At 74.4% G+C, this 22,329-nt stretch carries 19 protein-coding genes and 1 riboswitch; of the genes, 9 read left to right on the forward strand and 10 right to left on the reverse strand.

Going from position 1 to position 22,329, the window contains the following annotated elements; genetic code table 11:
* Positions 1-53: 53 nt before the first annotated feature.
* The 3 genes from AB0873_RS02470 to AB0873_RS02480 form a co-directional block, all read right to left on the reverse strand.
* Positions 54-254, reverse strand: a complete 201-nt coding sequence (locus AB0873_RS02470; RefSeq protein ID WP_155330033.1) for a hypothetical protein — start codon at positions 252-254, stop codon at positions 54-56.
* 85 nt (positions 255-339) lie between these two features.
* Complete coding sequence (locus AB0873_RS02475) at positions 340-1,269, reverse strand: GNAT family N-acetyltransferase (RefSeq protein ID WP_366598110.1); 930 nt, start codon at positions 1,267-1,269, stop codon at positions 340-342.
* An 82-nt stretch (positions 1,270-1,351) separates the two neighbouring features.
* A complete protein-coding gene (locus AB0873_RS02480; RefSeq protein ID WP_366598284.1) occupies positions 1,352-3,844 on the reverse strand; it encodes a S8 family serine peptidase in 2,493 nt (830 codons plus the stop codon).
* A gap of 247 nt (positions 3,845-4,091) precedes the next feature.
* Here AB0873_RS02480 and AB0873_RS02485 point away from each other — a divergent pair, with 247 nt between their 5' ends.
* Positions 4,092-5,924 carry a glycerol-3-phosphate dehydrogenase/oxidase gene (locus AB0873_RS02485; protein ID WP_366598111.1) on the forward strand — a complete coding sequence of 611 codons (1,833 nt, stop codon included), beginning with the start codon at positions 4,092-4,094 and terminating at the stop codon, positions 5,922-5,924.
* A gap of 86 nt (positions 5,925-6,010) precedes the next feature.
* Complete coding sequence (locus tag AB0873_RS02490) at positions 6,011-6,532, forward strand: hypothetical protein (RefSeq protein WP_155330036.1); 522 nt, start codon at positions 6,011-6,013, stop codon at positions 6,530-6,532.
* Between the two features lie 52 nt (positions 6,533-6,584).
* Here the strand turns inward: AB0873_RS02490 and AB0873_RS02495 are convergent, their stop codons facing one another.
* On the reverse strand, positions 6,585-7,979 hold the full coding sequence (locus tag AB0873_RS02495) for an FAD-linked oxidase C-terminal domain-containing protein (RefSeq protein ID WP_366598112.1): 1,395 nt from the start codon (positions 7,977-7,979) through the stop codon (positions 6,585-6,587).
* A gap of 262 nt (positions 7,980-8,241) precedes the next feature.
* Between AB0873_RS02495 and AB0873_RS02500 the strand changes: the two genes are divergently transcribed.
* Entirely contained in the window at positions 8,242-9,447 is a 1,206-nt protein-coding gene (locus AB0873_RS02500; protein WP_366598286.1) for an FUSC family protein, read from the forward strand.
* Between the two features lie 9 nt (positions 9,448-9,456).
* Here the strand turns inward: AB0873_RS02500 and AB0873_RS02505 are convergent, their stop codons facing one another.
* Positions 9,457-10,719 carry an aminotransferase class V-fold PLP-dependent enzyme gene (locus tag AB0873_RS02505; protein WP_366598113.1) on the reverse strand — a complete coding sequence of 421 codons (1,263 nt, stop codon included), beginning with the start codon at positions 10,717-10,719 and terminating at the stop codon, positions 9,457-9,459.
* A 44-nt stretch (positions 10,720-10,763) separates the two neighbouring features.
* Positions 10,764-10,885, reverse strand: a riboswitch (SAM riboswitch).
* Positions 10,886-10,991: 106 nt separating this feature from the next.
* Here AB0873_RS02505 and AB0873_RS02510 point away from each other — a divergent pair.
* Positions 10,992-12,440 carry a PrsW family intramembrane metalloprotease gene (locus AB0873_RS02510; protein WP_366598115.1) on the forward strand — a complete coding sequence of 483 codons (1,449 nt, stop codon included), beginning with the start codon at positions 10,992-10,994 and terminating at the stop codon, positions 12,438-12,440.
* A 25-nt stretch (positions 12,441-12,465) separates the two neighbouring features.
* On the opposite strand, the gene AB0873_RS02515 is transcribed toward AB0873_RS02510, so the two are convergent.
* Positions 12,466-12,633, reverse strand: a complete 168-nt coding sequence (locus AB0873_RS02515) for a hypothetical protein (RefSeq protein WP_196255831.1) — start codon at positions 12,631-12,633, stop codon at positions 12,466-12,468.
* 126 nt (positions 12,634-12,759) lie between these two features.
* Complete coding sequence (locus tag AB0873_RS02520; protein WP_155330041.1) at positions 12,760-13,098, reverse strand: co-chaperone GroES; 339 nt, start codon at positions 13,096-13,098, stop codon at positions 12,760-12,762.
* 178 nt (positions 13,099-13,276) lie between these two features.
* Between AB0873_RS02520 and AB0873_RS02525 the strand changes: the two genes are divergently transcribed.
* Entirely contained in the window at positions 13,277-14,572 is a 1,296-nt protein-coding gene (locus tag AB0873_RS02525; protein ID WP_366598288.1) for an AI-2E family transporter, read from the forward strand.
* A 16-nt stretch (positions 14,573-14,588) separates the two neighbouring features.
* Here AB0873_RS02525 and AB0873_RS02530 read toward each other — a convergent pair whose 3' ends face one another.
* A complete protein-coding gene (locus tag AB0873_RS02530; RefSeq protein WP_366598116.1) occupies positions 14,589-16,700 on the reverse strand; it encodes an ATP-dependent DNA helicase in 2,112 nt (703 codons plus the stop codon).
* Positions 16,701-16,827: 127 nt separating this feature from the next.
* Here AB0873_RS02530 and AB0873_RS02535 point away from each other — a divergent pair, with 127 nt between their 5' ends.
* Entirely contained in the window at positions 16,828-17,334 is a 507-nt protein-coding gene (locus tag AB0873_RS02535; RefSeq protein WP_155330044.1) for a DUF402 domain-containing protein, read from the forward strand.
* Positions 17,335-17,386: 52 nt separating this feature from the next.
* On the opposite strand, the gene sigJ is transcribed toward AB0873_RS02535, so the two are convergent.
* The gene (sigJ, locus tag AB0873_RS02540) at positions 17,387-18,352 is read right to left on the reverse strand and encodes an RNA polymerase sigma factor SigJ (protein WP_366598117.1); all 966 of its coding nucleotides are present in this window, start codon (positions 18,350-18,352) and stop codon (positions 17,387-17,389) included.
* Positions 18,353-18,485: 133 nt separating this feature from the next.
* Between sigJ and AB0873_RS02545 the strand changes: the two genes are divergently transcribed.
* The 3 genes from AB0873_RS02545 to AB0873_RS02555 all read left to right on the forward strand — a co-directional run bounded on the left by AB0873_RS02545 (position 18,486) and on the right by AB0873_RS02555 (position 21,234).
* Entirely contained in the window at positions 18,486-19,481 is a 996-nt protein-coding gene (locus tag AB0873_RS02545) for a PPK2 family polyphosphate kinase (RefSeq protein ID WP_366598118.1), read from the forward strand.
* Between the two features lie 117 nt (positions 19,482-19,598).
* The gene (locus AB0873_RS02550; RefSeq protein ID WP_155330046.1) at positions 19,599-20,225 is read left to right on the forward strand and encodes a DUF47 family protein; all 627 of its coding nucleotides are present in this window, start codon (positions 19,599-19,601) and stop codon (positions 20,223-20,225) included.
* A 4-nt stretch (positions 20,226-20,229) separates the two neighbouring features.
* Positions 20,230-21,234, forward strand: coding sequence for an inorganic phosphate transporter (locus AB0873_RS02555; RefSeq protein WP_155330047.1), 1,005 nt, complete (start codon positions 20,230-20,232; stop codon positions 21,232-21,234).
* A gap of 60 nt (positions 21,235-21,294) precedes the next feature.
* Here the strand turns inward: AB0873_RS02555 and AB0873_RS02560 are convergent, their stop codons facing one another.
* The gene (locus AB0873_RS02560; RefSeq protein WP_366598119.1) at positions 21,295-22,263 is read right to left on the reverse strand and encodes a Gfo/Idh/MocA family oxidoreductase; all 969 of its coding nucleotides are present in this window, start codon (positions 22,261-22,263) and stop codon (positions 21,295-21,297) included.
* Positions 22,264-22,329 lie beyond the last annotated feature (66 nt).

Genomic DNA, 22,329 nt, shown 5'->3' on the forward strand with positions numbered 1-22,329 from the left:
AGGCTCCACGAGACCGGGAGGGGCGGGCCGCGTCAGCGGTCCGCCCCTCTTCGTCATGTCGGCAACGGCCGTTGGTTGCGCCGCTTCTGCGCCCGGTCGTACGGCTGTGGCACCTGGACCGGCTCGTCCACCACCGTCGCCGGCTCGTCCGCCGGGGAGTCGTCGATGCCCTCCATCTCCGCCCGCTGTTCCGCGTCGCCGTAGTCGAGGCGGTCGAAGGGCAGTGGGCCGGGGCGTTCGTCGTCCGTGGTCATGGCGCCTCCTCTACCGAAACGGTAGGGGGCATCGATGGGCGACGGGGGCGAATGACGCTATCAGGTGATCTATCCTATTCGCCCGTTATCGATCCGCGAGTGTCCTCCGGTACAGGAAGAAGACCCGCTCGATCCGGGCACCCGCGCTGCCCGAGTAGAACCGGACCGGCCCCACCCAGCCGATCTGCGCCGCCGTGAACCCCGCCGCCCGCTGGTCGGCCAGGCAGCGGCGCAGCAGCACCCCGCCGATGCCGGTCCCCTCGGCCGCCGGCGCCGTGCCCATCGGCCCGAACCAGCTCGGCCGGGACGAGCCCCACGCGGCGAACCCGAGCACCTCGCCGTCGCGCTCCGCCAGGTGACAGCCCGCCAGCGCCCGGCCGACCGAGCCGGCCAGCTCCGCGTCCCAGGTGCCGCCGAACACCGACCGGGCGAAGGCCGCCAGCGCCGGCAGGTCCGCCGGCTCCGCGCGCCGCACGGTGACGCCCTGGCCGGCCAGCCGCTCCTCCGCCGGCACCGTCGAGCGCAGGGCGGGGCTGCCGTCGTACGACAGGTCGGCGGTCATGTTCCAGGCCGTGCGGTCCTGGGTGTAGCCGAGCGCCTGGGCCGCGCAGACCGCCGGCGTGTAGCGCACGTCGATGCCCGGCCAGGCGTAGTACGGCGGGTTGCCGGCCAGCAGCACCTCCACCGCGCCGAGCCCGGCGAGCTTCTCCTCGGCGTACGACAGCAGCGCCCGCCCGACGCCGCGCCGCCGGTGCCCGGGGTCCACCGCCACCAGGTCGACGTGTCCCTGCGTGCCGTCCCGTCCGGAGAGCGAGCCGATGAGCGCGCCGGTGAGGCGGCCGTCCCGGTAGGCGCCGAGCGCGACCACCGGCCGGTCGGCGGTGGCCCGGGGCCAGAGTACGTCCACGATGGCCGGTGCCTCGGCGGCGTCCTCCGGCAGGTCCAGCGACCGGCCGCACAACTCCACCACGGCGGCCCGCCGGTCCGGGCCCAACTCGACGATGTCGACCTCCATGGACGCCGACCCTAGGTCACCCGAGCGATTCTGTTAAGAAGGGGCCCTTTTACTACGCGAGGCGTTAAGAGGGGGCCCTTCCTTACCGCTGGGCGGCGCGGACGGCGGCGTACGCGTCGACGAGGCCGGCGCCGGTCACGTTCCGCTGGTCGCCGCACGTGTCGTTGCCGGGCACGGCCGGCGCCGCGGTCTCGGTCAGGATCCGCCGGGTCCGGGGGAGGTCACCGACCAGCGTCGGGTTCGCCGACCACATCAGCGCCGCCACACCCGCCACCTGCGGGGTCGCCATGGACGTGCCGCTCAGTTCGGCGTACCCGCCACCGGGCATCGCCGAGAGCACCTTGTCGCCGGGCGCCACCAGGTCGGGCTTGGCCGCTCCGCCGGGAGCCGGGCCGCGCGAGGAGAACTGCGCCACCCGCCGTTGCCGGTCGACCGCACCGACGGTCAGCACGTCGTCGTACGGGGCCGGCGGGTCGTCGACCGAGCGGCAGTGGGGCCCGGTGTTGCCGGCGGCGGCGACCGTCAGGATGCCGGCGGCGTCCAGGGCGGCGGTGGCCGGCCGCAGCGCACGCGGGTCGCAGCCCTCGATCGCCGGGCAGCCCCACGAGTTGGTGAGGATGTCGGGAGCGCGGTCCGGGCGGCCGTCGGTGAACGGATCCCCGCCGGCCGGGAAGGGCGCCAGCATGAACTGGAGGCAGCCCAGGTAGTAGGCGGGGTTGCCGAGGTTGCGGTCCAGGTTGACGCAGCCGGTCCAGGAGGCGCCGGGAGCCACTCCGACGCCGTTGCGGCCGACGGCGCTGCCCAGCGTGTGGGTCCCGTGCCCGCCCTGGTCGGTCGGGGTGGCGGTGGCGTCCCAGGGGTCGTACCAGGAATCGCCGCCGCCCCGGAAGCCGCCGGCGAGCGCCGGGTGCGCGCCGTCCACCCCGGAATCGGAGCTGCCCACCGTCACGCCCGCACCGGTGACGCCCAGCTCGGACCAGACCCGGTCGGCGCCGATCAGCCGGACGTTCCAGGTGGGACCGCCGGGTGCGGGGGCGCCGCCGCGGGCGGGGGCGGCCGGCGCGGGCAGCGGACGGATCCGCTGGCTGACCAGGACCCGGTCCACCTCGGAGCGGCTGGCGAGCCAGGCCCGCACCGCCGGCCCCCCGTCGACCTCGATCGCGTTGACCAGGTAGTACGGGGTGTGGTCCAGCCGGACGCGGCGCAGGTCGCGGCGCAGGTCGGCCTGCGTACGCTCGGCCGTCTCGACGAGCCGCCGGTAGACCTCCCGGGCCCGGGCGTCGCGGCCGGCGCGGCCGGTCGTGGTCGGTACGTCGCTCAGGTCGGCCTGCTCCCGCAGCACCACGAAGAGCCGCTCGCCGTGCAGGCCGGGCTGTCCCGGCCCCACGGCCACGAGCCCCGCCGTGAGCAGCAGGACGGCGGCGGCCACCGCGGCCACGGCCCGCCGGGGCGTGGCGGCGTGCCGCCGGGCGAGCAGGACGCCGTACCCGACGGCGAGCAGGACCGCGACGGCGAGCCCGGCGCCGGCGGCGACCGACACCCAGAACGGCACGTCGCGGGTGGCCGCCAGGACGACGCTGATCTCCTCGTCGTCGGTCCAGGCGAGTGGGCCGAACACGGCGAGCCCGACCAACCAGGCGGTCGCGGCCCCGCCGCCGGCCGCCGTGCGCCGCCCCGCCGCGGCCAGGGCCGCCAGCGCGAATCCGGCCGGGGGAAGGGTCAGCAGGAGCGGCAGTTGCGCGCCGGACTGCCCGACGCCCGCGCCGAGCGGCAGCAGTGCGACGCCGGCGACCAGGCCGCCGACCAGGACCAGGCGGGCCGGTCGCGGCGGTGTGCCGACGGCGAACCGGGACCAGAAGGCGTCGCCGAGCAACGCGGCGGCCAGTACGCCGACCGCCGCGGCGGCGAGCCCGGCGAGCAGCGTCTCCAGCAGCCCGCCGAGCGCACCGATCCACACCCAGGGCAGCAGCAGCGCGAGGCCGCCCGCGAACCCGAGCATCGTCACCGCAGCGGGACGCGACACCCGTCCCTGGGCCCAGGGCCGGTGCTCGTCCGCCCCGCCGTCGCTGCCGGCCGCCGGCCCTAATGCCGGCGGGGGTCCGTCCGGGGCGTTCGGTGCGGTCGGGGGTCCGGTCGCGACGCCCGGTGCGGCCGGCCGGCCCGGGGCAGCCGCGGTGGGTCCGCCCGGCGGCGCGGCGACGGGGGTGACCGCCGCCCGCCGGCGCAGCCGCCGCACGACGAGTGCGGCCAGCGCGGCCGTGGCGGCCAGCGCGGCCAGGTACGCCTCGTGGTGCACCGGCGGTAGCGCCCGGAGCAGGACGAACGCGCCGAACGCGAGCAGCCCGCCCAGCCAGACGCGACCGGTGGTGCGGACGGCGGCGGAGCGGGGCGCCAGGGCCAGGGCCAGGGCGGGTGTACCGGCCAGGAGCACGACGGCGACGGCCACCACGGGCCAGAGCCAGACCGCCCGGTCCAGCCCGGAGGCCAGCAGGATCTGGTCGGCCAGCCAGCCACCGAACTGGGACAGCACGACGAGCCCGACGATCCACAGCCCGGTGGCCACGGCGGCCACCACCGCCCAGGGGCTTCCCGGCTCTGCGCCGTGCGGAGTCGGAGCGAGATGTCCCGGGCGTTCAGGCTGCACGGGCAAACAGTACGTCGCCGTCACAAAGTCGGCAGGGGTGGCGGCCCGATCCGTGCCCGGGATGGGATCGTGGAAAGGAACGGCCCCGCGATGGGCCGAAAACTTGCAAGATCCCGAAGCGTCTCCGGGCGGGCGTCGTGGACGCCGCCGGCGTGGGCCGAGCGGTTACGGTGGAGGCGTGCGCGACCCCAACGTCTCCCGAGCGGCCGCCGGCCAGCTCTCCCCGCAGCGGCGGGCCGCCGACCTGCGCCGCCTGGCCGCGGAGCGCTTCGACGTCCTGGTGATCGGCGGCGGGGCGACCGGCGCGGGCGCCGCGCTGGACGCCGCCTCGCGTGGCCTCAAGGTCGCCCTGGTCGAGGCGCGCGACTACGCCGCGGGCACGTCCAGCCGGTCCAGCAAGCTGATCCACGGCGGCCTGCGCTACCTGGAGCAGCTCGAGTTCCACCTGGTCCACGAGGCGCTCACCGAGCGGGGGCTGCTCGCCACCCGCCTCGCGCCGCATCTGGTCCGGCCGGTGCCGTTCCTGGTGCCGCTCCCGGCCGGGCAGGGCCTGCGTGACCTGCCCGCCCGCGTCTTCCGTCGCTCCTACTACGGGGCCGGTGTGGCGACGTACGACATTTTCGCCGGGATCTTCGGCGGCGGCCGGGGGATGCCCCTGCACCGGCACCTGACCCGGGAGGGCGCCCGCCGGACCTTCCCCAGCCTCAAGGCGGAGGGCCTGGCCGGCGCCATCCGGTACTACGACGGCCAGGTCGACGACGCCCGCCTGGTGGTCACCCTCGCCCGGACCGCCGCCAGCCTCGGCGCGACCGTGGTGACCAGTGCCCGCGCCGTCGGTCTCATCCGGCAGGCGCGCGAGGTCACCGGGGTCCGTGTCCGCGACCTGGAGGCGCCGGCCGGCTCCCCGGACGCCGAGTTCGAGGTACGCGCCCGGACCGTCATCGCCGCCACCGGCGTGTGGAGCGACGACATGTCGCGGATGCTCAACGACGTCGGGCTGCGCCCCGGCCTCCGGGTCCGTGCCTCCAAGGGCGTACACCTGGTGGTGCCCCGGTCGGCGATCACCGGCGAGACCGGGCTGATCCTGCGTACCGCGACGAGTGTGCTCTTCGTCATTCCGTGGGGCGGGCACTGGATCATCGGGACCACCGACACCGACTGGCGGCTCGACCGGTCCCACCCGGCCGCCTCCGCGCGCGACATCGAGTACCTGCTGACGCAGGTCAACACCGTGCTGGACCGGCCGCTCACCACCGCCGACATCGAGGGCGTGTACGCGGGCCTGCGACCGCTGCTGGCCGGCGAGGCGGACTCCACGTCGAAGCTGTCCCGGGAGCACGCGGTTTTCGAGCCGATGCTCGGCCTGCTGCTGGTGGCCGGCGGGAAGTACACGACCTACCGGGTGATGGCCTCGGACGTGGTCGACCGGGCCGCCCACCGGATGGGGTCGGTGCGTCCGTCGCGCACCGCCGACCTTCCGCTGCTCGGCGCCGACGGGTACGCGGCGATGTGGCGGGACCGGGCCGACCTGGCCCGCCGGCACGCTGTTCCGGTCGGCGTGGTGGAGCACCTGCTGGAGCGGTACGGCACGCTCACCCTGGAACTGCTCGCCCTGGTCGACGTGGACCCGCTGCTTGCCTCACCGCTGGCCGGCGCGCCCGAGTACCTGGCCGCCGAGGTGACCTACGCGGCCCGCGCCGAGGGAGCGCTGCACCTGGAGGACGTGCTGACCCGGCGTACCCGGATCTCCATCGAGACCGCCCACCGCGGCCTGGAGTCCGCCGAGCACGCCGCGGAGCTGATGGGTGCGGTGCTCGGCTGGGACGCCGAGGTGCGGGCGCGGGAGATCGCGCACTACCGGGCGCGGGTGGAGGCCGAGCGGAACTCCCAGCTCATGCCGGACGACGCGACCGCCGACGCGGCCCGGCTCGGCGCGCCGGACGTCCGGGGCTTCGCCGCGGACCGCGGCGGGGACGGCGACTCGGTTGAACTTCCGTCCTCGTCCCGCTGACCGATCCACCCGGGGAACGTCCATCATCGATGCCCGACCGGTCGGCGGGTTACGTGCGCTACCTACGGTGGGGTAAGTTTCGGCGCGTGCTTTCCGCATCCTGGTCGCGTCCGGTTCAGCTCTCCGTCGCCACGCTGCTGGCAGTCGTGCTCGCCGGCTGCTCCGGAGCCGATGCGGGAGGCTCGCCGAGCCCGGACCCGTCGGCGCCGCCCCAGCAGCAACTCGGTAACGCGGCCACCATCAGCGAGGGCCGGGTCAGCCTGCTGCAGAAGCTGGGCGAGTCGGGGCCGCTGCGGACACTCAATGTGGAGGTCGACGGCCGGTGGGAGTGCGTGGACTGCGCCGGCGACGGGGTGACGTCGGCGGGCGCGCTCACCGCGGAGCAGCTCGCCCGCCTCCAGAGGTTGCTCGCCGACCCGGGTCTGGCGAAGGAAACCGATCAGGCCCGTCAGTACCGGGTCACCTGCATCGACGCGTTGACCTCCAGCCTGCTCACCGCGTCCGGCCTGATCACCTCCCAGGACTGCCCGGGCGAGGAGAAGCCGCCGATCGCCCACGAGATCCTGCTGCTGCTGACCCAGGCCACCCCGGCCGAGCCGACCTCCTGAAGCCGGCGCTGGACGGTACCCGGGTGGCGCGTCCGACGCGCGGGCCGGCGGGTCAGAGGACCTTGCCGGGGTTGAGCAGGCCGGTCGGGTCGAGCGCGGCCTTGATCGCCTGGTGCACCCGTACGCCGACCGGGCCGATCTCGCGGGCCAGCCAGTCCTTCTTGAGCAGGCCGACGCCGTGCTCGCCGGTGCAGGTGCCGCCCAGGTCGAGCCCCAGCCGCATGATCTCGTCGAAGGCCCGGCGGCCGCGTTCCAGGCTGGCCGGGTCCGCCCGGTCCACCACGATGTTGGGGTGCAGGTTGCCGTCGCCGGCGTGACCCACGACGCCGATCGGCACGTCGCACTCGGCGGCGATCCGCGCCACCCCGTCGAGCATGGCGGCCAGCGCCCCGCGGGGCACCGCCACGTCGTCGATGACCAGCCCGCCGTTGCCGGCCGGGTACGTGTCGGCGGCGAACTTTTCCATCGCCGGGTGCGCCAGCCGCCGCGCCTGGAGCAGCGCCGCCGCCTCCACCGCGTCGGTGGCCGCGTACACCTCGTCGGCGCCGGCCGCCTCGCAGACCGCCGCGAGGCCGGCCAGGTCCTCGGTGGCCCGCGAGCCGGTGTCCACGGCGGCCAGCAGGAGCGCCTGCGCGTCCGTCCGCAGCCCCATCGGGCGGTACGCCTCGATCGCCCGCAGGTGCGTCTGGTCGAGCAGCTCCAGCAGGCTGGGGGAGAGCCCCTGGGCGGCGATCTCCGCCACGGCGGCGCCGGCGGCGGTGGTGGAGGGGAAGACCGCGACCATGGTCAGCGACTCCGCCGGGGCGGGACGCAGCGCGACGGTCACCTCGGTGATCACGCCGAGGGTGCCCTCGGAGCCGACGAAGAGCCGGGTCAGGTCGTACCCGGCCACGCCCTTGGCGGTCCGCCGGCCGGTGCGCAGCACCTCGCCGGAGGCGAGCACCACCTCCAGGCCGAGCACGTACTCGGTGGTGACGCCGTACTTGACGCAGCACATGCCGCCGGCGTTGGTGGCGACGTTCCCGCCGATGGTCGACGACTCCCAGGAGCCGGGGTCGGGCGGGTACCACAGGCCGTGCTTGGCGACGGCGGCGGCGAGCGTCGCGTTGACCACCCCGGGCTGCACCACGGCGATCCGGCTGACCGGGTCGATCTCCAGGATCGCGTCCAGCGCCGCCGTGCTGATCACCACGGCGCCGTCGACCGCGTTCGCCGCGCCGGCCAGCCCGGTGCGAGCTCCCTGCGGCACCACGGGTACGCCGTGCCGGGCCGCCGTCCGGACGGCAGCCGCCACCTGGGCGGTGTCACGCGGACGGGTGACCACGAGGGGCGTGCCGGAGGCGCAGAGGTCCGCCTCGTCCCGTTCGTGCATCCGGAGCAGGTCCGGATCGGTCAGCACCGCGTCGACGCCGAGCGCGGCACGCAGTTCGTCGAGGAGGGGACCCATGCGCCGAGGCTACGACCCGGGTCAACTGATCATCAACCCGCTCCCCACCCTCACGATCTTGTACTTCCGGCCCCCAGATCCCCTCCTGACGACCTCGCCAGCGGTCGAGGAGACCGGTCCCGCCGGCGAGTCCGCCGCGTACCCTGAACGGGGACGCTTCGGATACCGCGGGGATTGGGACGGCTCGGCACGGGTAGTACCCGCCGTGGCCCGGAACGACCGACCCTCGATGGCGCAACGGTTCGGGTTGCGCGGGGGCGGCGTGGACGTCGACGGCGCGCGGATCGCCGAGGCGGTGAACCAGCTGCACCACCGTGGGAAGGCGACCCTGCACGACCGCCTGCACCGCGTCCGCATGGCGATGGGCCTCGCCGTCCAGGCCGGACTCGCCGCCGGGCTGTCCTGGCTCGCGGCGCACGAGCTGCTCGGCAACCCGCAGCCCGTCTTCGCGCCGATCTCGGCGGTCGGCACCCTGGCCGTCTCGGTGGGCCAGCGGTTCCGGCGGACGGTCGAGCTGATCGTCGGGGTGGCGGTCGGGGTGGCTCTCGGCGACCTCCTCATCTACCTGCTGGGCACCGGCGCCTGGCAGCTCGGTCTCGTCGTGACCTCGGCGATCATCCTGACCGTCTTCGCCGGGGCCAGCGTGGCCATCGTCATCCAGGCGGCGGCCACCGCCGTGCTGATCGTGACGCTCAGCCCGCAGACGGAGAACCTGGAGATACCCCGGTTCGTCGACGCGTTCGTCGGCGGTGGCATCGCCCTGCTGGTCACCGCGTTGCTGCTGCCGCTCAACCCGCTGCGGGTGCTCAACCGGGCCGCCCGCCCCGCGCTGGACCTGCTCGCCGCGCAGCTCGACGGCGCCGCCGACGGGCTGCGCGAACGGGACCGGGACAAGGTCCAGCGGGCGTTGGAACGGCTGCGCGACAACAAGGAGGAGCTGGCCGCGTTCGGCGAGGCGATCGAGGGCGCCAAGGAGACCGCCATGCTGTCGCCGGCGCGCTGGCACCGGCGCAACGAACTCGCGCACTACTCGGAGGCGGCCGAGCCGATCGACCGCGCGATGCGCAACAGCGGCACCCTGATCCGGCGCGCCGTCACGCTCATCGAGGACGAGGAGCCGATCCCCGCCCCGATGCCGGACGCGGTTGCTCACCTCGCCGAGTCGGTGCGGCTGCTCAAGCACGAGTTCGCCGTCGGGGAGGAGGCCGAGAAGGCCCGCGAGCGGTCACTGCGCGCGGTCAGCGAGGCCGGCCGCGCGTACGCGGAGGGCGTGGGCTTCTCCGGCAGCGTGGTGGTCGCGCAGGTGCGTACCACCGCGAGCGACCTGCTGGTCGCCTCCGGCATCAACCAGGAGGAGGCGAACCGCTGGATCCGTAGGGCCTTCGGCGAGCTGGAGCAGTCGCCGGGGCGGCCGGCCGAACCGGCGGAGGGCGGCCCGAAGCCGCCCACCGCCCCGCCGATCGGCTGACCGGAGGGTTCAGCCCAGCGTGGCGAGCGCGGCGAGCAGCGCGTCCACGTGCTCCTCGGTGCTGCCCAGGCCGATGCTGGCCCGGAGCGCCGTCGGCGGCAGGTCACGCCGGCCGCTGCGCCCGGCCGCCTCGGTGAGCAGGCGGCGGGCGAGCGGGTGGGCGCAGAACAGGCCGTCGCGTACCCCGATGTCGTGATGCGCGGCGAGGTGGGCCGCGACCTCGGCCGAGTCCCGGCCGGCCACCACGAACGAGGCGATCCCCACCCGCGGCGCGTCCGGGCCGAAGGTGCGCAGCTCCACCACGTGCGGCAGCGCCGCGATGCCGTCGCGCAGCCGGGCCAGCAGCGCCTGCTCGGCGTCGTGGAGCGCGGCGCGGTCGGCTCCGCTGAGCGCGGCGCACACCGCGGCGAGGGCCACCGCGCCGAGGAGGTTCGGGGTGCCGGCCTCGTGCCGGGCCGGCCCGGTCGCCCACCGGACGTCGTGGGTGGCCGCCCCGACGTGGCTGGTCGCCCCGCCACCCGCCAGGTACGGCGGTGCCGCGTCCAGCCAGTCGGCCCGCCCGACGAGGACGCCCGCGCCGAACGGCGCGTACAGCTTGTGGCCGGAGACGGCCAGGTAGTCGACGTCGAGAACGTGGAGGTCGACGGGGGCGTGCGGGGCGAGCTGGGCGGCGTCCACCGCGATCCGGGCCCGGTGCCGGCGGGCCACCCGGGCCAGCTCGGCGACCGGCCACCGCTCGCCGGTCACGTTGCTCGCCCCGGTCACCGCGACCAGCACCGGCAGGTCCCGGTCGGGGGTGGTGCCCCGGCGCAGCTCGCCGAGGGCGGCGTCGAGCGCGCGGACCGCCCCGGCGGGGTCCTCCGGCACCGGCAGCCGTACCGAGCCGCGCGGCCAGGGCAGCAGGTTGGCGTGGTGTTCCCCGCCGAACGTCACCACCGTGGCCCCGGGCGGCAGCGCCCGGGCCAGCAGGTTGAGCGCGTCCGTGGTGTTCCGGGTGAAGACCACGTGGTCGTCCGCCCGGGCGCCGACGAAGTCGCCGACCGTCTGCCGGGCCCGCTCGTAGGCCAGCGTGCAGCGCCGCGACAGCGCCCCGGCGCCCCGGTGCACGCTCGCGTACCAGGGCAGCAGCTCCGCCACCGCGTCGGCCGCGGCCCGCGCGCAGGGCGCGGTGGCCGCGTAGTCGAGGTTGATCTGACCGGGTACGCCGAGCACGTCGAGCGGCCCGGCCGCCGCCCGCGACGGCACCGGCGGGGGTACGAGAGTGAGGGTCATGCGGCACCTCCGGGTCCAGGGACCCCGGGTGGGCACACGGGCGGGGTCCGCGCTTGCCCAGCACACGGATCGGGCCGGGCCCGGTCATCACCCGGGGCACCCCACCGCGAACCTCGACGAGGGTTGCCGGCCAGCAAGCCGGGGCTTGACGCTGGCGCTCGTGACCTGCAGGCAGCATAGCGGTCCCCGGTGCGGCCGGTCCGGCCGGCCGGCGGTCCGGCCGGCCGGCGGTGCGGCCGGTCCGGCGGGCCGGCGGTGACTACGCTGACGGCATGGCCGACACCCCGCCCGGCGCGGCCCCGCCGCCGCCGACCGCCGCCCCTGTCCCCCCGCCGGCCGAGGGCCTGACGAAGGCCCCCCGGCGTCGGGTCAGCTGGGTACGCGCCCTGGTGCTGGCCGTGGTGATCCTCTTCATCGCCGGCTGTGCGGTCTTCATGGTCTGGACCCTCGGCGAGAGCCTCGGCGGCGAGGCGCTGCTGATCGGGGTCATCGCGGCGGTCCTGCCGGTTCCGGTGCTGGTGTCCTGCTTCCTCTGGCTCGACCGGTACGAGCCGGAGCCACTGAAGTACCTGATCTTCTGCTTCGCCTGGGGGGCGTTCGTCTCCACCGCCGCCTCCCTGACGGTGAACAACTTCGCCGCCGACTCGTTCGAGCGGCTGAACCTCCCGACCACGCTCACCGCGGTGCTGGTCGCGCCGTTCATCGAGGAGTTGACCAAGGCGCTCGGGCCGATCCTCCTGCTGATCTTCCGGCGCCGGGAGTTCTCCGGCATCACCGACGCCCTGGTCTACTGCGGGCTCTCCGCGATCGGCTTCGCCATGGTGGAGAACATCCTGTACCTCGGCGGCTACGGGTACGCGACCGGTGTGGAACGGTACGGCCCGGCAACCGGGACGCAGCAGGTCATCGCGATCTTCATCGTGCGGATCCTGCTCTTCGGGTTCGCCCACCCACTCTTCACGTCGATGACCGGCGTGGGCCTCGGCATCGCCGCCCGTGCGGCCGACCGGCGGGTACGGGTGCTCGCACCGGTCGCCGGCCTGCTGCTGGCGATGATGCTGCACGGCGCCTGGAACCTGCTGCCCACCCTCACCCAGGCCACCGGCCAGCCGCTGATCCTGCTGTACGGCTTCATCGGCGTGATGGTGCCGATCTTCTTCGGCATGGTGGGGCTCGCCGTCTGGCTACGGTCCTGGGAGGGGCGGCTCACCGAGCGCACCCTGCCGGACTACGTCCGGGCCGGCTGGCTCACCCCGCCGGAGGTGGCGGCGCTCAGCAGCCTCGGGCGCCGGCACGCGGCCCGGGTGTGGGCCAAGCGGGTGGGCGGCGACGCGGGCCTGAAGGCGATGCGCGGGTACCAGTTCGCGGCGACCCGGCTCGCGCTGCTCCGCGACGAGATGCGCCGCGGTCTGGACCGCCGGCCCGTCGACCGGGAGCGGGCGGCCGCGGAGGAGCGGCACCTGCTCCAGGCGATCGCCGGCTACCGGGCGTACTTCGTGGGCCGGGATCCGCAGGCGCCGGTCGGCGTCTGGGACGGGCACCGGTACCACCTGCGCTTCCCGGACGGCTCCCAGCGACCCGTGGACGCCCCGGACGAGCCGGTCGTCCCGATTCCCGTCGTACTGGCCCCGCCACCCCCCGCTTTCCCGCCCGGCTACGGCCCGCCGCCCGGCTGGTACGGCGTCCGCCCGCCGGCTCCGTGGCCGCACACCGGTCACTGAGCCGCCCGGGGCGGAGCGCCGGCGCTCAGGTCATCAGGCTGGTGAGGAAGTCCCCGAAACCCTGGAAGATCGCTACCAGGCCGGCGCCGATCGCCTTGAACATCTCCGCCGCGCCCTCGGGCCGGAACGCCATGAAATAGATCAAGAACGCGATGAAGCCCCAGAACAGCAATTTCTTGATCAACTCCGGCATCGTCCCTCCCCAGGGCCGCTGGTGCGGCTGGCTTCCCGGGAAGGAGCAGCGCAAACGGCCCCGGGGCCGGGTCGGCGTCCCGGCCGGCCCGCGGGACCGGCTCGACCGGGGACCTCGACGCAGGCTTCAGAGGTAGAGGCCGGTCGAGTCCGGTTCGACGCGTTCGGCGGCGACGGCGTGCACGTCCCGCTCGCGGAGCAGCACGTAACCGCGGCCGTGCAGCTCGACCTCCGAGCGGTCGTCCGGGTCGAAGAGCACCCGGTCACCGGAGACGATCGAACGGACGTTCGGCCCCACGCCGACGGCGGTGGCCCAGGCCAGGCGCTTGCCGACCGCGGCGGTCGCCGGGATCACGATGCCGGCGGTCGAGCGGCGCTCACCCTCGCCGCCCTCCATGCGCACCAGCACGCGATCGTGCAGCAGCCGGATCGGCAGGCCGGAGTCGAGATCCTTGTCGGCGGTCACGTCGCAGACGCTACCGTGTGCCGCCCGGCCGGCTCCGGCGTGGTTACGCGGCGGTGGGCGGGGGCAATGTGTGGCGGATCTGCCCTACGGTGGCAGGGTCGGACGTATCCTGTCCGACCTGACGCCCCGGCCGGTGACGGCTTCTCCCCAGGAGGTGCGCTTGAGCCGCTTCGAGCGGATGCGCGGACAGCTCCGCCGCGCGTACCAGTCGGGCCGGGAGTCGGTGCGCACCCGGCGCGCGGCAGCCGAGGCCCGCCGTACGCAGGACGTGCCCGAGCCGGCCGGCACCGCCTCGCCGGCCTCGCCGGGCCCGGTGGCGCCTCCGGCGGCGACCGTCGTCGGTACCGAACAGCCGGCCGCGCTGCACAACTCGACGACCAGCCGCGACGACGCGGACGTGCCGCACGGGCTGCGCATCGCCGCCGCCTGGTCGTGGCGGCTGATCGTGATCGGCATCGTCGCGTGGGCACTGCTGAGGATCGTCGGCCAGATCCGGATCGTCATCATTCCGCTGGCCATCGCCCTGCTCCTGTCGGCGCTGCTCGCGCCGGCGGTGGGCTGGCTGCTGCGGGCGCGACTGCCGAGGTCCCTGGCGACCGCCGTGGTGCTGGTGGGCGGGCTCGCCGGGGTGATCGGCACGCTGACCCTGGTGGTCAACGAGTTCATCCAGGGCGTGCCGAAGCTGAGCGAGAAGTCCTCCCAGGGCGTACGGCAGATCCAGGACTGGCTGAAGACCGGGCCGCTGCACCTCTCGGACGGCCAGTTGGACGCCTACATCGACGAGGCCGAGGCCTGGGTCGAGAGCAACACCCAGACCTTCACCAGCGGGGCGCTCTCCACCGCCGCCACCCTCGCCGAGGTGCTGACCGGCACCGTGCTGGTCCTCTTCGCGACGTTCTTCTTCCTCCGCGACGGCAACCGGATCTGGCGCTTCCTGGTGCGGCTGCTGCCGGTGGGTGCCCGCTGGAAGGTCGACGACGCCGGCCGCGCGTCCTGGCAGACGCTCGGCGCGTACGTCCGCGCCACCGTGCTGGTCGCCTTCATCGACGCGGTCGGCATCGGGATCTTCCTGGTCGTCTTCGACATCCCGTTCGCGTTCCCGCTCGCCGCGCTGGTCTTCCTCGCCTCGTTCATCCCGATCGTCGGCGCCACGCTGTCGGGCGGCGTCGCGGTGCTCGTCGCCCTGGTGGACAGCGGCCTGATCACCGCGTTGATCATCCTCGGCGCGGTGATCGGCGTGCAGCAGCTCGAGGGGCACGTGCTCCAGCCGCTGATCATGGGGCGGGCGGTGGCCATCCACCCCCTCGCGGTGATCGTCGGCATCGCCGCCGGTGTGGTGCTGGCCGGGATCACCGGTGCGCTGGTCGCCGTTCCGCTGATCGCCGTGCTGAACACGGCCGTCCGCCGGCTCGCCGCCCGTACCGTCCCGGACACCCCACCCGACGCCGTCGTGGTGGCGAGCCAGGCCCCCTGACCGGGGGCGCGGCCGGTCAGGACCTCGCGAGGCGTTCCAGGGCGCCGCGGGCCACGTCGGGGCGGGTCGTGTACCAGAACGGGGGCAGGGACCGGCGCAGGAACGGGCCGTACCCCCGGGCGGTCTCCAGCCGGGAATCGAGCACCGCGACGACGCCCCGGTCGGCGGTGGCCCGGATGAGCCGGCCAACCCCCTGCGCGAGCCGGACGGCGGCGATCGGCACGCTCACCGCCGCGAACCCCGACCCGCCGGTCGCGTCCACCGCCGCGGCGCGGGCGGCGGCGAGCGGCTCGTCCGGCCGGGGGAAGGGCAGCCGGTCGATGACCACCAGCTGGCAGGAGTCGCCGGGCACGTCCACCCCCTGCCAGAGCGACATCACCCCGAACAGGCAGCTCGCCCGCTCCTCGCGGAACCGGCGGACCAGCAGCGGCAGCGCCTCCTCGCCCTGGAGCAGCACCGGCAGGTCGGTGCGCGCGCGCAGCAGCTCCGCCGCCTGCTGGGCGGCCCGCCGGGAGGAGAAGAGCCCGAGCGTACGCCCACCGAGCGCCTCGACCAGCCCGAGCAGCTCCTCGCCGGCGGCGTCCGGCAGCCCGGAGGCGCTGGGCCGGGGCAGGTGTGCCGCGACGTACAGGATGCCCTGCCGGGCGTAGTCGAACGGGGAGCCCACGTCGAGCGACCGCCAGCCGGGCCCGGAGGTGACCGGCGCGGCCGGCTCGGCGGCGCGTCCCCCGCGGGCGGCGGTCGCGAGCGCGGCGGCGGCCGGTGAGGGCGGTGTGGTGGGAACGTCCAGGCCGAGTGCCCGGGCCACGGTGTCGAAGCGCCCGCCCAGGGTCAGGGTCGCGGAGGTGGCGACGACGGTGCGCTCCTCGTACAGGTGGGTGGCGAGGGTGCCGGCCACCGAGAGCGGGGCGACCACCAGCGCCCGCCGCCCGCCGGCGTCGTTCCGCTCCACCCACGCCACGTCGTGGTCGGCCTCCTCCAGCAGCCGCTGCGCCGTGGTCGACAGCTCGTCGAGCGCCGCCTTGGCCTGCTGCTTGCGGACCGGGTCCGGGTCGTCGGCCTTGACGTCCCCGATCGCGTCGAGCGCGGCCCGGGTGGCGGCGTCGAGCAGCGTGCACGCCTCCCGCAGCGGGCCCGGCAGCCCGGCGGTGAGCCGCCCGGCCGGCGCCTCGGCCAGCCCGACCGCCAGCGCGTCGCCGGCGGCGGTGAGCGCGTCGGCGGTCTCCGGCCGCAACAGCGGCCGCGCCCGCCGGGTGGACCGGTCGATCAGCTCGGGCACCAGCTCCGCCTGGGCGGCGGAGGAGACCCGGTCGGCCAGCTCGTGCGCCTCGTCCACGACGAGCAGCTTGTGCGGCGGCACGATCTGCCGTCCGGCCAGCATGTCCACCGCGAGCAGGCTGTGGTTGGTCACCACGACGTCGGCCTCGCGGGCCCGGGCCCGGGACGCCTCGGCGAAGCACTCGGCGCCGAACGGACAGCGGGCGGCGCCCACGCACTCCCGCGCCGGCATCGACACCAGCCGCCAGGCCTGGTCGTCGACGCCCGGATCCAGCTCGTCGCGGTCACCGGTGTCGGTCTTCTCGGCCCAGTCGCGCAGCCGCTGGACCTGCTTGCCGAGCCGGCCCGCCTCGCCGAGCCACTTGGTGCCCCCGGCGGGCCGGGGCGCGTCGAAGAGGGTGTCGCCGGGGTCCTCCTCGGTGGAGCTGTCCAGGCGGGCCAGGCAGAGGTAGTGGTGGCGCCCCTTCAGCACGGCGAAGGTGGGGCGCCGGCCCAGCAGCGGCTCGACCGCGTCGGCCAGCCGGGGCAGGTCGTGGTCGACGAGCTGGGACTGGAGCGCCAGGGTCGCGGTCGAGATGACCACCGGGCCGTCGACCGTCAGCGCGGGCGCCAGGTACGCCAGCGACTTGCCGGTGCCGGTGCCGGCCTGCACCAGGAGGTGCTCGCGGGCCGCCACGGCCGCCTCGATCGCCGTGGTCATCTCCTGCTGGCCGGGTCGCGCGGCGCCGCCCGGGACCGCGCCGACCGCCGCCGCGAGCAGCTCCGCAGCGGTCGCCCGGGCACCCGACCGCCGGCCACCGGAACGGGACGAGGGGCTGGCGGGGCCGGTGGCGGTGCGGGGCGGGGTCACCGTGCGACGGTACCCGTCGCCGCCGACAGGCGGCGTCCGCCGGGGCGGCGTGGCGTCGTCACGGTACGGCCGTGCCCGGTTACTTCCCTCCCGCGTCCGTTGAGCCGAATCGGCTAGGGTGCCAGACATGCCGAGCGACGTGGTCCGCGTGATCTACCGCAAGTACGACGGCAGCGCTCACCGTGACTACCCGGCCCGCCGGCTGACCGAGGACGACCTCGGCGTCTGGCTCGGGGTGACGGCCGGCACCCCCTCGGTCTACCACGGCCGCCCCTCCGTCGAGCAGATCCCGTTCGTGCTTCTGGTGCCGCACCACGCCTGGTGGACGGGCATGTTCAACCCGCCGCCGCGCACCAGTGAGGTCTACTGCGACATCGCCAGCCCGGCCCGCTGGGAGGACGACGACACCGTCCACCTGATCGACCTCGACCTCGACGTGGTGCGTCGGCGCGGCACCGGCCTGGTCGAGTTGCGGGACGAGGACGAGTTCGCCGAGCACCGCGAGCGGTTCGGCTACCCGGACGAGGTGGTCGTCGAGGCGCAGGCGGCGGCCCGCTGGCTGTTCGGCGCGCTCGGCGACGGCACCGAGCCGTTCGCCACCTCGTACCGGAAGTGGCTCGCCCTGGTGGTGTGAGCCGGCCGGGGCGGGTGCCGGCCGGCCAGGACCGTGCCGTCCCGCGGCGGCGTCACCAGCGCGGCGGCCAGGTGTCCTCGGGCCCGAGCGGCGCCAGGTCGCGGAGCTTGTCCGGGTTGAGCTGGTTGAAGATGCCGGTGACCCGGCCGTCCTCCACGGCGAGGGCACTGACGATGCGCAGCGGTCGCCCGTCCCGGAAGACGGTCTCCGACTGGAGCCCGAGCACCCCGTCGACCAGCACCGGGCGGGTCCGCAGGGTGGCGCCGTAGCGGCCGGCCTGGCCGAACACGCCCAGGACGAAGCGGCCGACCTTGTCGGCGCCGTACACGGGTCTGGTGCCGGCCGGGAAGTGCCCGCCGCCGTCGCCGATCAGCACCACGTCCGGCGCGAGGACCTTCAGCAGCGCGTCCAGCTTCCCGGACTCGGCGGCGGCGGCGAACGCCTCGACGACGCGGCGCTGCTCGGCCGCGTCCGCGGTCTGCCGGGGCGCCTCGGGAGCGCTGACGGCCCGGCGGGCCCGGGACGCCAGCTGGCGGGCGGCGGCGTCCGTGGTGCCGAGCACCTCGGCGACCCGGGCGAACGGGACGGCGAAGACGTCGTGCAGCACGAACGCGACCCGCTGCTCGGGGCTGAGCCGTTCCAGTACGACCATCAGGGCGGTGCCGACCTGGTCGGTGCGGACCGCCCGCTCGGCCGGGTCGGGGGCGAATCCGTCGCTGCGGGGAGGCGCGTCGAGCGGCGTCACCACCGGCTCCGGCAACCACTGACCGGGGTACGCCTCCCGGCGTACCCGGGCGGAGCGCAGCACGTCGAGGCAGATCCGCGCGCAGGTGGTGGTCAGCCAGGCGCCGAGCTGGCGGATCTCGGCGCGGGCCGCCGGGTCGGCGAGGGCGGCCGCGTACCGCAGCCAGGTCTCCTGCACCGCGTCCTCGGCCTCGCTGCGGCTGCCGAGCATCCGGTACGCGACCGCGGTCAGTCGCCCCCGCTCGGCCTCGAACTCGGTCACCAGATCCGTCACGCGCCCGCCTCTCTCCCCGCGGACATCGATTCTCCCGCCCCCAGGACGATCCGGCCGACCCGATCGTGACACGTGTTCCGCCGAGCGGAACGCTCGTCGAGCGCTCCGGGGTGAGCTGGGTGATGATCCGGGCATGAGTGGGATCGACGAGGTCGACGTGGTGCCGCCCGTGGACGGGCCGATGCGGGACCTCCTGCGGGTCGGCCCGGATGGTCTGGGCGCGGTCGATCCGGGGTCGACGCCCGGGCTGCCGGGGTGTGCGGTGACGGGAGAGGACCGCAAGGGCTGGGCCCGGGCGCAGGTCCGGCTGCTCGGTGACGATCTGGCCCGCCGGCAGGAGATGCTGTTCGCCAGCGCGAAGGCCCGGGCCGGCGCGGCGGCCGCAGCTTCGGGTGGTACGGAGGCCGTGGCGGGTGCGAGTGCCGGGGCGGCGGGCGCGCCCCGGGTGCTGCTCGTGCTCCAGGCGATGGACTGCGGTGGCAAGGACGGCACGGTGAAGCGGGTGGCCGGCGCGATGAACCCGCTCGGACTCCACATCCGGTCGTTCGGCCCGCCCACGCCCGAGGAACTGCGGCACGACTTCCTGTGGCGCATCCGGCGGGCGCTGCCGCCGCCGGGGTACGTGGGCGTCTTCAACCGGTCGCACTATGAGGACGTGCTGGTCGCCCGGGTCGAGTCGCTGGTGCCGGAGGCGACCTGGCGGGCCCGGTACGACGAGATCAACGCCTTCGAGCGGGAACTGACCGACGTCGGGATGGCCCTGGTCAAGGTGCTGCTGCACATCTCGTACGACGAACAGGGCCGGCGACTGCTGCAACGGCTGGACGACCCCCGCAAGCACTGGAAGTACGACCCGTCCGACCTCGACGCCCGGGCCCGCTGGGACGACTACCAGAGCGCGTACGCGGAGGCGCTGAGCCGGTGCGGCACGGACGCCGCGCCCTGGTACGTGGTGCCCGCGGACCGGAAGTGGTACCGGGACTGGGCGGTCGCGCACCTGTTGCGTGAGACGTTCGACACTCTCGCTCTCGGGTATCCGGCTGCCGATTTCGACGTCCAGCGGGAACGGGAGCGGCTGTTGGGGTTTGAGGAAACGAATGAAGGTGAACGGAAGGTGAACGAGCAGTGAATGCCGCCTGGCCAGTGGTAGGCCGGCGAATTCCTTGATCCGGGGACACCTAGCATTCCCAGGCGGGCGCCCCCGGGGCGGCCACCACCCTTCCACCGACACGACGAGGTCCCGGCTGTGAAGTTTTCCTTCCGCCCGAACGAGGGCGCCTTCTACGAGCTCTTCACCAGGGCCGCGCACAACCTGGTGCGGGGCACCGAGCTCCTCAACGAGCTGGCTCTCCCCGGTGTGGAGGTGCAGTCGGTGAGCGAGCGGCTGACCGAGGTCGAGCACGACAGCGACCAGATCACCCACGAGCTGTTCAAGAAGATCAACTCCACCTTCATCACCCCGTTCGACCGGGAGGACATCTACCGGCTGGGCTCCCAGCTGGACGACGTGATGGACCACCTGGAGGCGGTCGGCAACCTGCTCTACCTCTACGGCCTGACCAAGCTCCCGTCGCTGCCGCGGGAGATGCACGAGCTGGTCAACGTCCTCGACCAGCAGGCGAAGCTGACCGCCGAGGCGATGCCCCGGCTGAAGACCATGAAGGCCCTCGAGGACTACTGGATCGAGTGCAACCGACTCGAGAACGACGGCGACCAGGCGTACCGGATGCTGCTGGTCCGCCTCTTCTCCGGCGAGTACGACGCGCTGACCGTGCTGAAGATGAAGGAGGTCGCCGACGAGCTGGAGGCCGCCTGCGACGCCTTCGAGCACGTGGCGAACACCGTCGAGACCATCGCGGTCAAGGAGTCCTGATCCTGTGAGTCCCGAACTCATCGCCGTGCTGGCGGTGATCGCGGTGGCGCTGGTGTTCGACTACACCAACGGCTTCCACGACGCCGCCAACGCGATCGCGACCAGCATCTCCACCCGGGCGCTGACACCCCGGGTGGCCCTGGCCATGGCGGCGGTCGGCAACTTCATCGGCGCGCACTTCGGCGCCGAGGTGGCCAAGACCGTCGGCAGCGGGCTGGTCAAGCTACCCACCGGCCAGGCCAGCCTCGGCATCGTCTTCGCCGGTGTGATCGGCGCCATCGTCTGGAACCTGATCACCTGGTACTTCGGCCTGCCGTCGTCCTCCTCGCACGCCCTCATCGGCGGCCTGGTCGGCTCGACCATCGCCGCGTCCGGCACGGTGCTGTGGACCGGCATCGGCGAGAGCGTCATCATCCCGATGATCCTGTCGCCGATGGTCGGCTTCCTGCTCGGCTACATCGTGATGATCGCCGTGCAGTGGATCTTCCGGAAGGGGCACCCGGGCAAGCTCAACCGGGGCTTCCGCTGGGCGCAGACCGCCTCGGCCGCCGCCATGTCGGTCGGCCACGGCATGCAGGACGCCGCGAAGACCATCGGCATCGTGGTGCTCGCCCTCTACGTCGGCGGCTACCAGGACGACGCCACCTTCATCCCGGAGTGGGCGTTCTGGACCTCGGCCGCTGTCCTCGCCGCCGGCACGTACGCCGGTGGCTGGCGGATCATCCGGACGCTGGGGCGGAAGATCATCGACCTGCGCCCGCCGGAGGGCTTCGCCGCGGAGACCGTCGCCAGCTCGGTGCTGTACTTCAACGCGCTGGTGCTCGGCGCGCCGATCTCCACCACCCACACGATCACCTCGGCGATCATGGGTGTGGGCGCCACCAAGCGGCTCTCCGCCGTCCGATGGGGCGTCGCCGGCAACATCATCGGCGCGTGGGTGCTGACCTTCCCCGCCGCCGGCTCCATCGGCGCCCTGATGTACTTCCTGGCCCGCCCCCTCTTCAGCTGAGGGTTAGGAAGGGCCCCTTGTTAACGCCTCGCGTTGTGAAAGGGGCCCTTCCTAACACGTTCACACGAACTCGACGCCGATCCGGGCGCGGATGCCGTCCAGCAGGGCCATGACCTCGAGCGTCGTCGAGTGCGGGACCAGCGGGCTCTCCAGCAGGCCCTCGGCGAGGCAGCGCTGCACCTCGGCCGCCTCGTCCTGGTAGCCGTTGCCCACCAGCTCCGCGCCGATCGTCTCCGGTTCGGCGCCGGCCCGGTGCACGGTCACGAACCCCGGCCGGTAGAACGGCTCCGGCAGGTCCATCCGGCCGCCGGTACCGGTGATCGAGGCGGTCAGCGGCGTCACGCCGACCATGCCGCAGCTGAGCGTGGCGACCGCCCCCGACTCGTACCCGAGGACGATCCCGGTGTTCTCGTCCACACCTTCCGGGCTGATCTTCGCCCAGGCGTGGACGTGGTCCGGCACACCGAGCAGCAAGTGGGCCAGGCTGATCGGGTACACCCCGAGGTCCAGCAGCGCGCCGCCGCCGAGGGCGCGGGCCCGCATCCGGTGCTCCGGCGGGAACGGGCCGCTCACCCCGAAGTCGGCCCGCACGCTCGTGACCGTGCCGATCGCCCCGTCGGCGACCAGCTCGCACACCCGCCGGATCAGCGGGTTCGTCCGCATCCACATGGCCTCCATCAGGAAGACACCGGCCGCGCGCGCCGTCCCCACCAGCTCGCGGCTGGTGGCCAGGTCGAGCGTGAACGGCTTCTCCAGCAGCACCGCGCGCCCGGCACGCAGGCAGGTCAGGGCGGCCTCGTGGTGGGCGGCGTGGGGGGTGGCCACGTAGACCACGTCCAGGTCGGGGTCCGCCGCCAGTTCCGACCAGGAGGCGTACGCCCGGGGTACGCCGTGCCGGCGCGCGAACCGCTCCGCGCTCTCGGCCGTCCGTGAACCGACCGCGACCAGTTCGGCGCCCGGCACCAGCCGGAGGTCTTCGGCGAAGCGCCCGGCGATGTGGCCGGTGGCGAGGATGCCCCATCGAGTCATGGCGGCCACGCTAGCGAAGACCCGCCGAGCGGCTGACGGCCGTTCCGGCAGCCGGGAACCAGGTCG

The organism is Micromonospora sp. NPDC047707, assembly GCF_040704235.1.
GTDB lineage: Bacteria > Actinomycetota > Actinomycetes > Mycobacteriales > Micromonosporaceae > Micromonospora.

Bases quoted from the DNA above. Each gene is read 5' to 3' on its own strand.
- AB0873_RS02525 (WP_366598288.1), top strand. From the start codon at position 13,277: ATGCGCGGACAGCTCCGCCGCGCGTACCAGTCGGGCCGGGAGTCGGTG.
- AB0873_RS02515 (WP_196255831.1), bottom strand. From the start codon at position 12,633: ATGCCGGAGTTGATCAAGAAATTGCTGTTCTGGGGCTTCATCGCGTTC.
- AB0873_RS02510 (WP_366598115.1), top strand. From the start codon at position 10,992: ATGGCCGACACCCCGCCCGGCGCGGCCCCGCCGCCGCCGACCGCCGCC.
- AB0873_RS02545 (WP_366598118.1), top strand. From the start codon at position 18,486: ATGAGTGGGATCGACGAGGTCGACGTGGTGCCGCCCGTGGACGGGCCG.
- AB0873_RS02495 (WP_366598112.1), bottom strand. From the start codon at position 7,979: ATGGGTCCCCTCCTCGACGAACTGCGTGCCGCGCTCGGCGTCGACGCG.
- AB0873_RS02475 (WP_366598110.1), bottom strand. From the start codon at position 1,269: ATGGAGGTCGACATCGTCGAGTTGGGCCCGGACCGGCGGGCCGCCGTG.
- AB0873_RS02505 (WP_366598113.1), bottom strand. From the start codon at position 10,719: ATGACCCTCACTCTCGTACCCCCGCCGGTGCCGTCGCGGGCGGCGGCC.
- AB0873_RS02470 (WP_155330033.1), bottom strand. From the start codon at position 254: ATGACCACGGACGACGAACGCCCCGGCCCACTGCCCTTCGACCGCCTC.
- AB0873_RS02560 (WP_366598119.1), bottom strand. From the start codon at position 22,263: ATGACTCGATGGGGCATCCTCGCCACCGGCCACATCGCCGGGCGCTTC.
- AB0873_RS02535 (WP_155330044.1), top strand. From the start codon at position 16,828: ATGCCGAGCGACGTGGTCCGCGTGATCTACCGCAAGTACGACGGCAGC.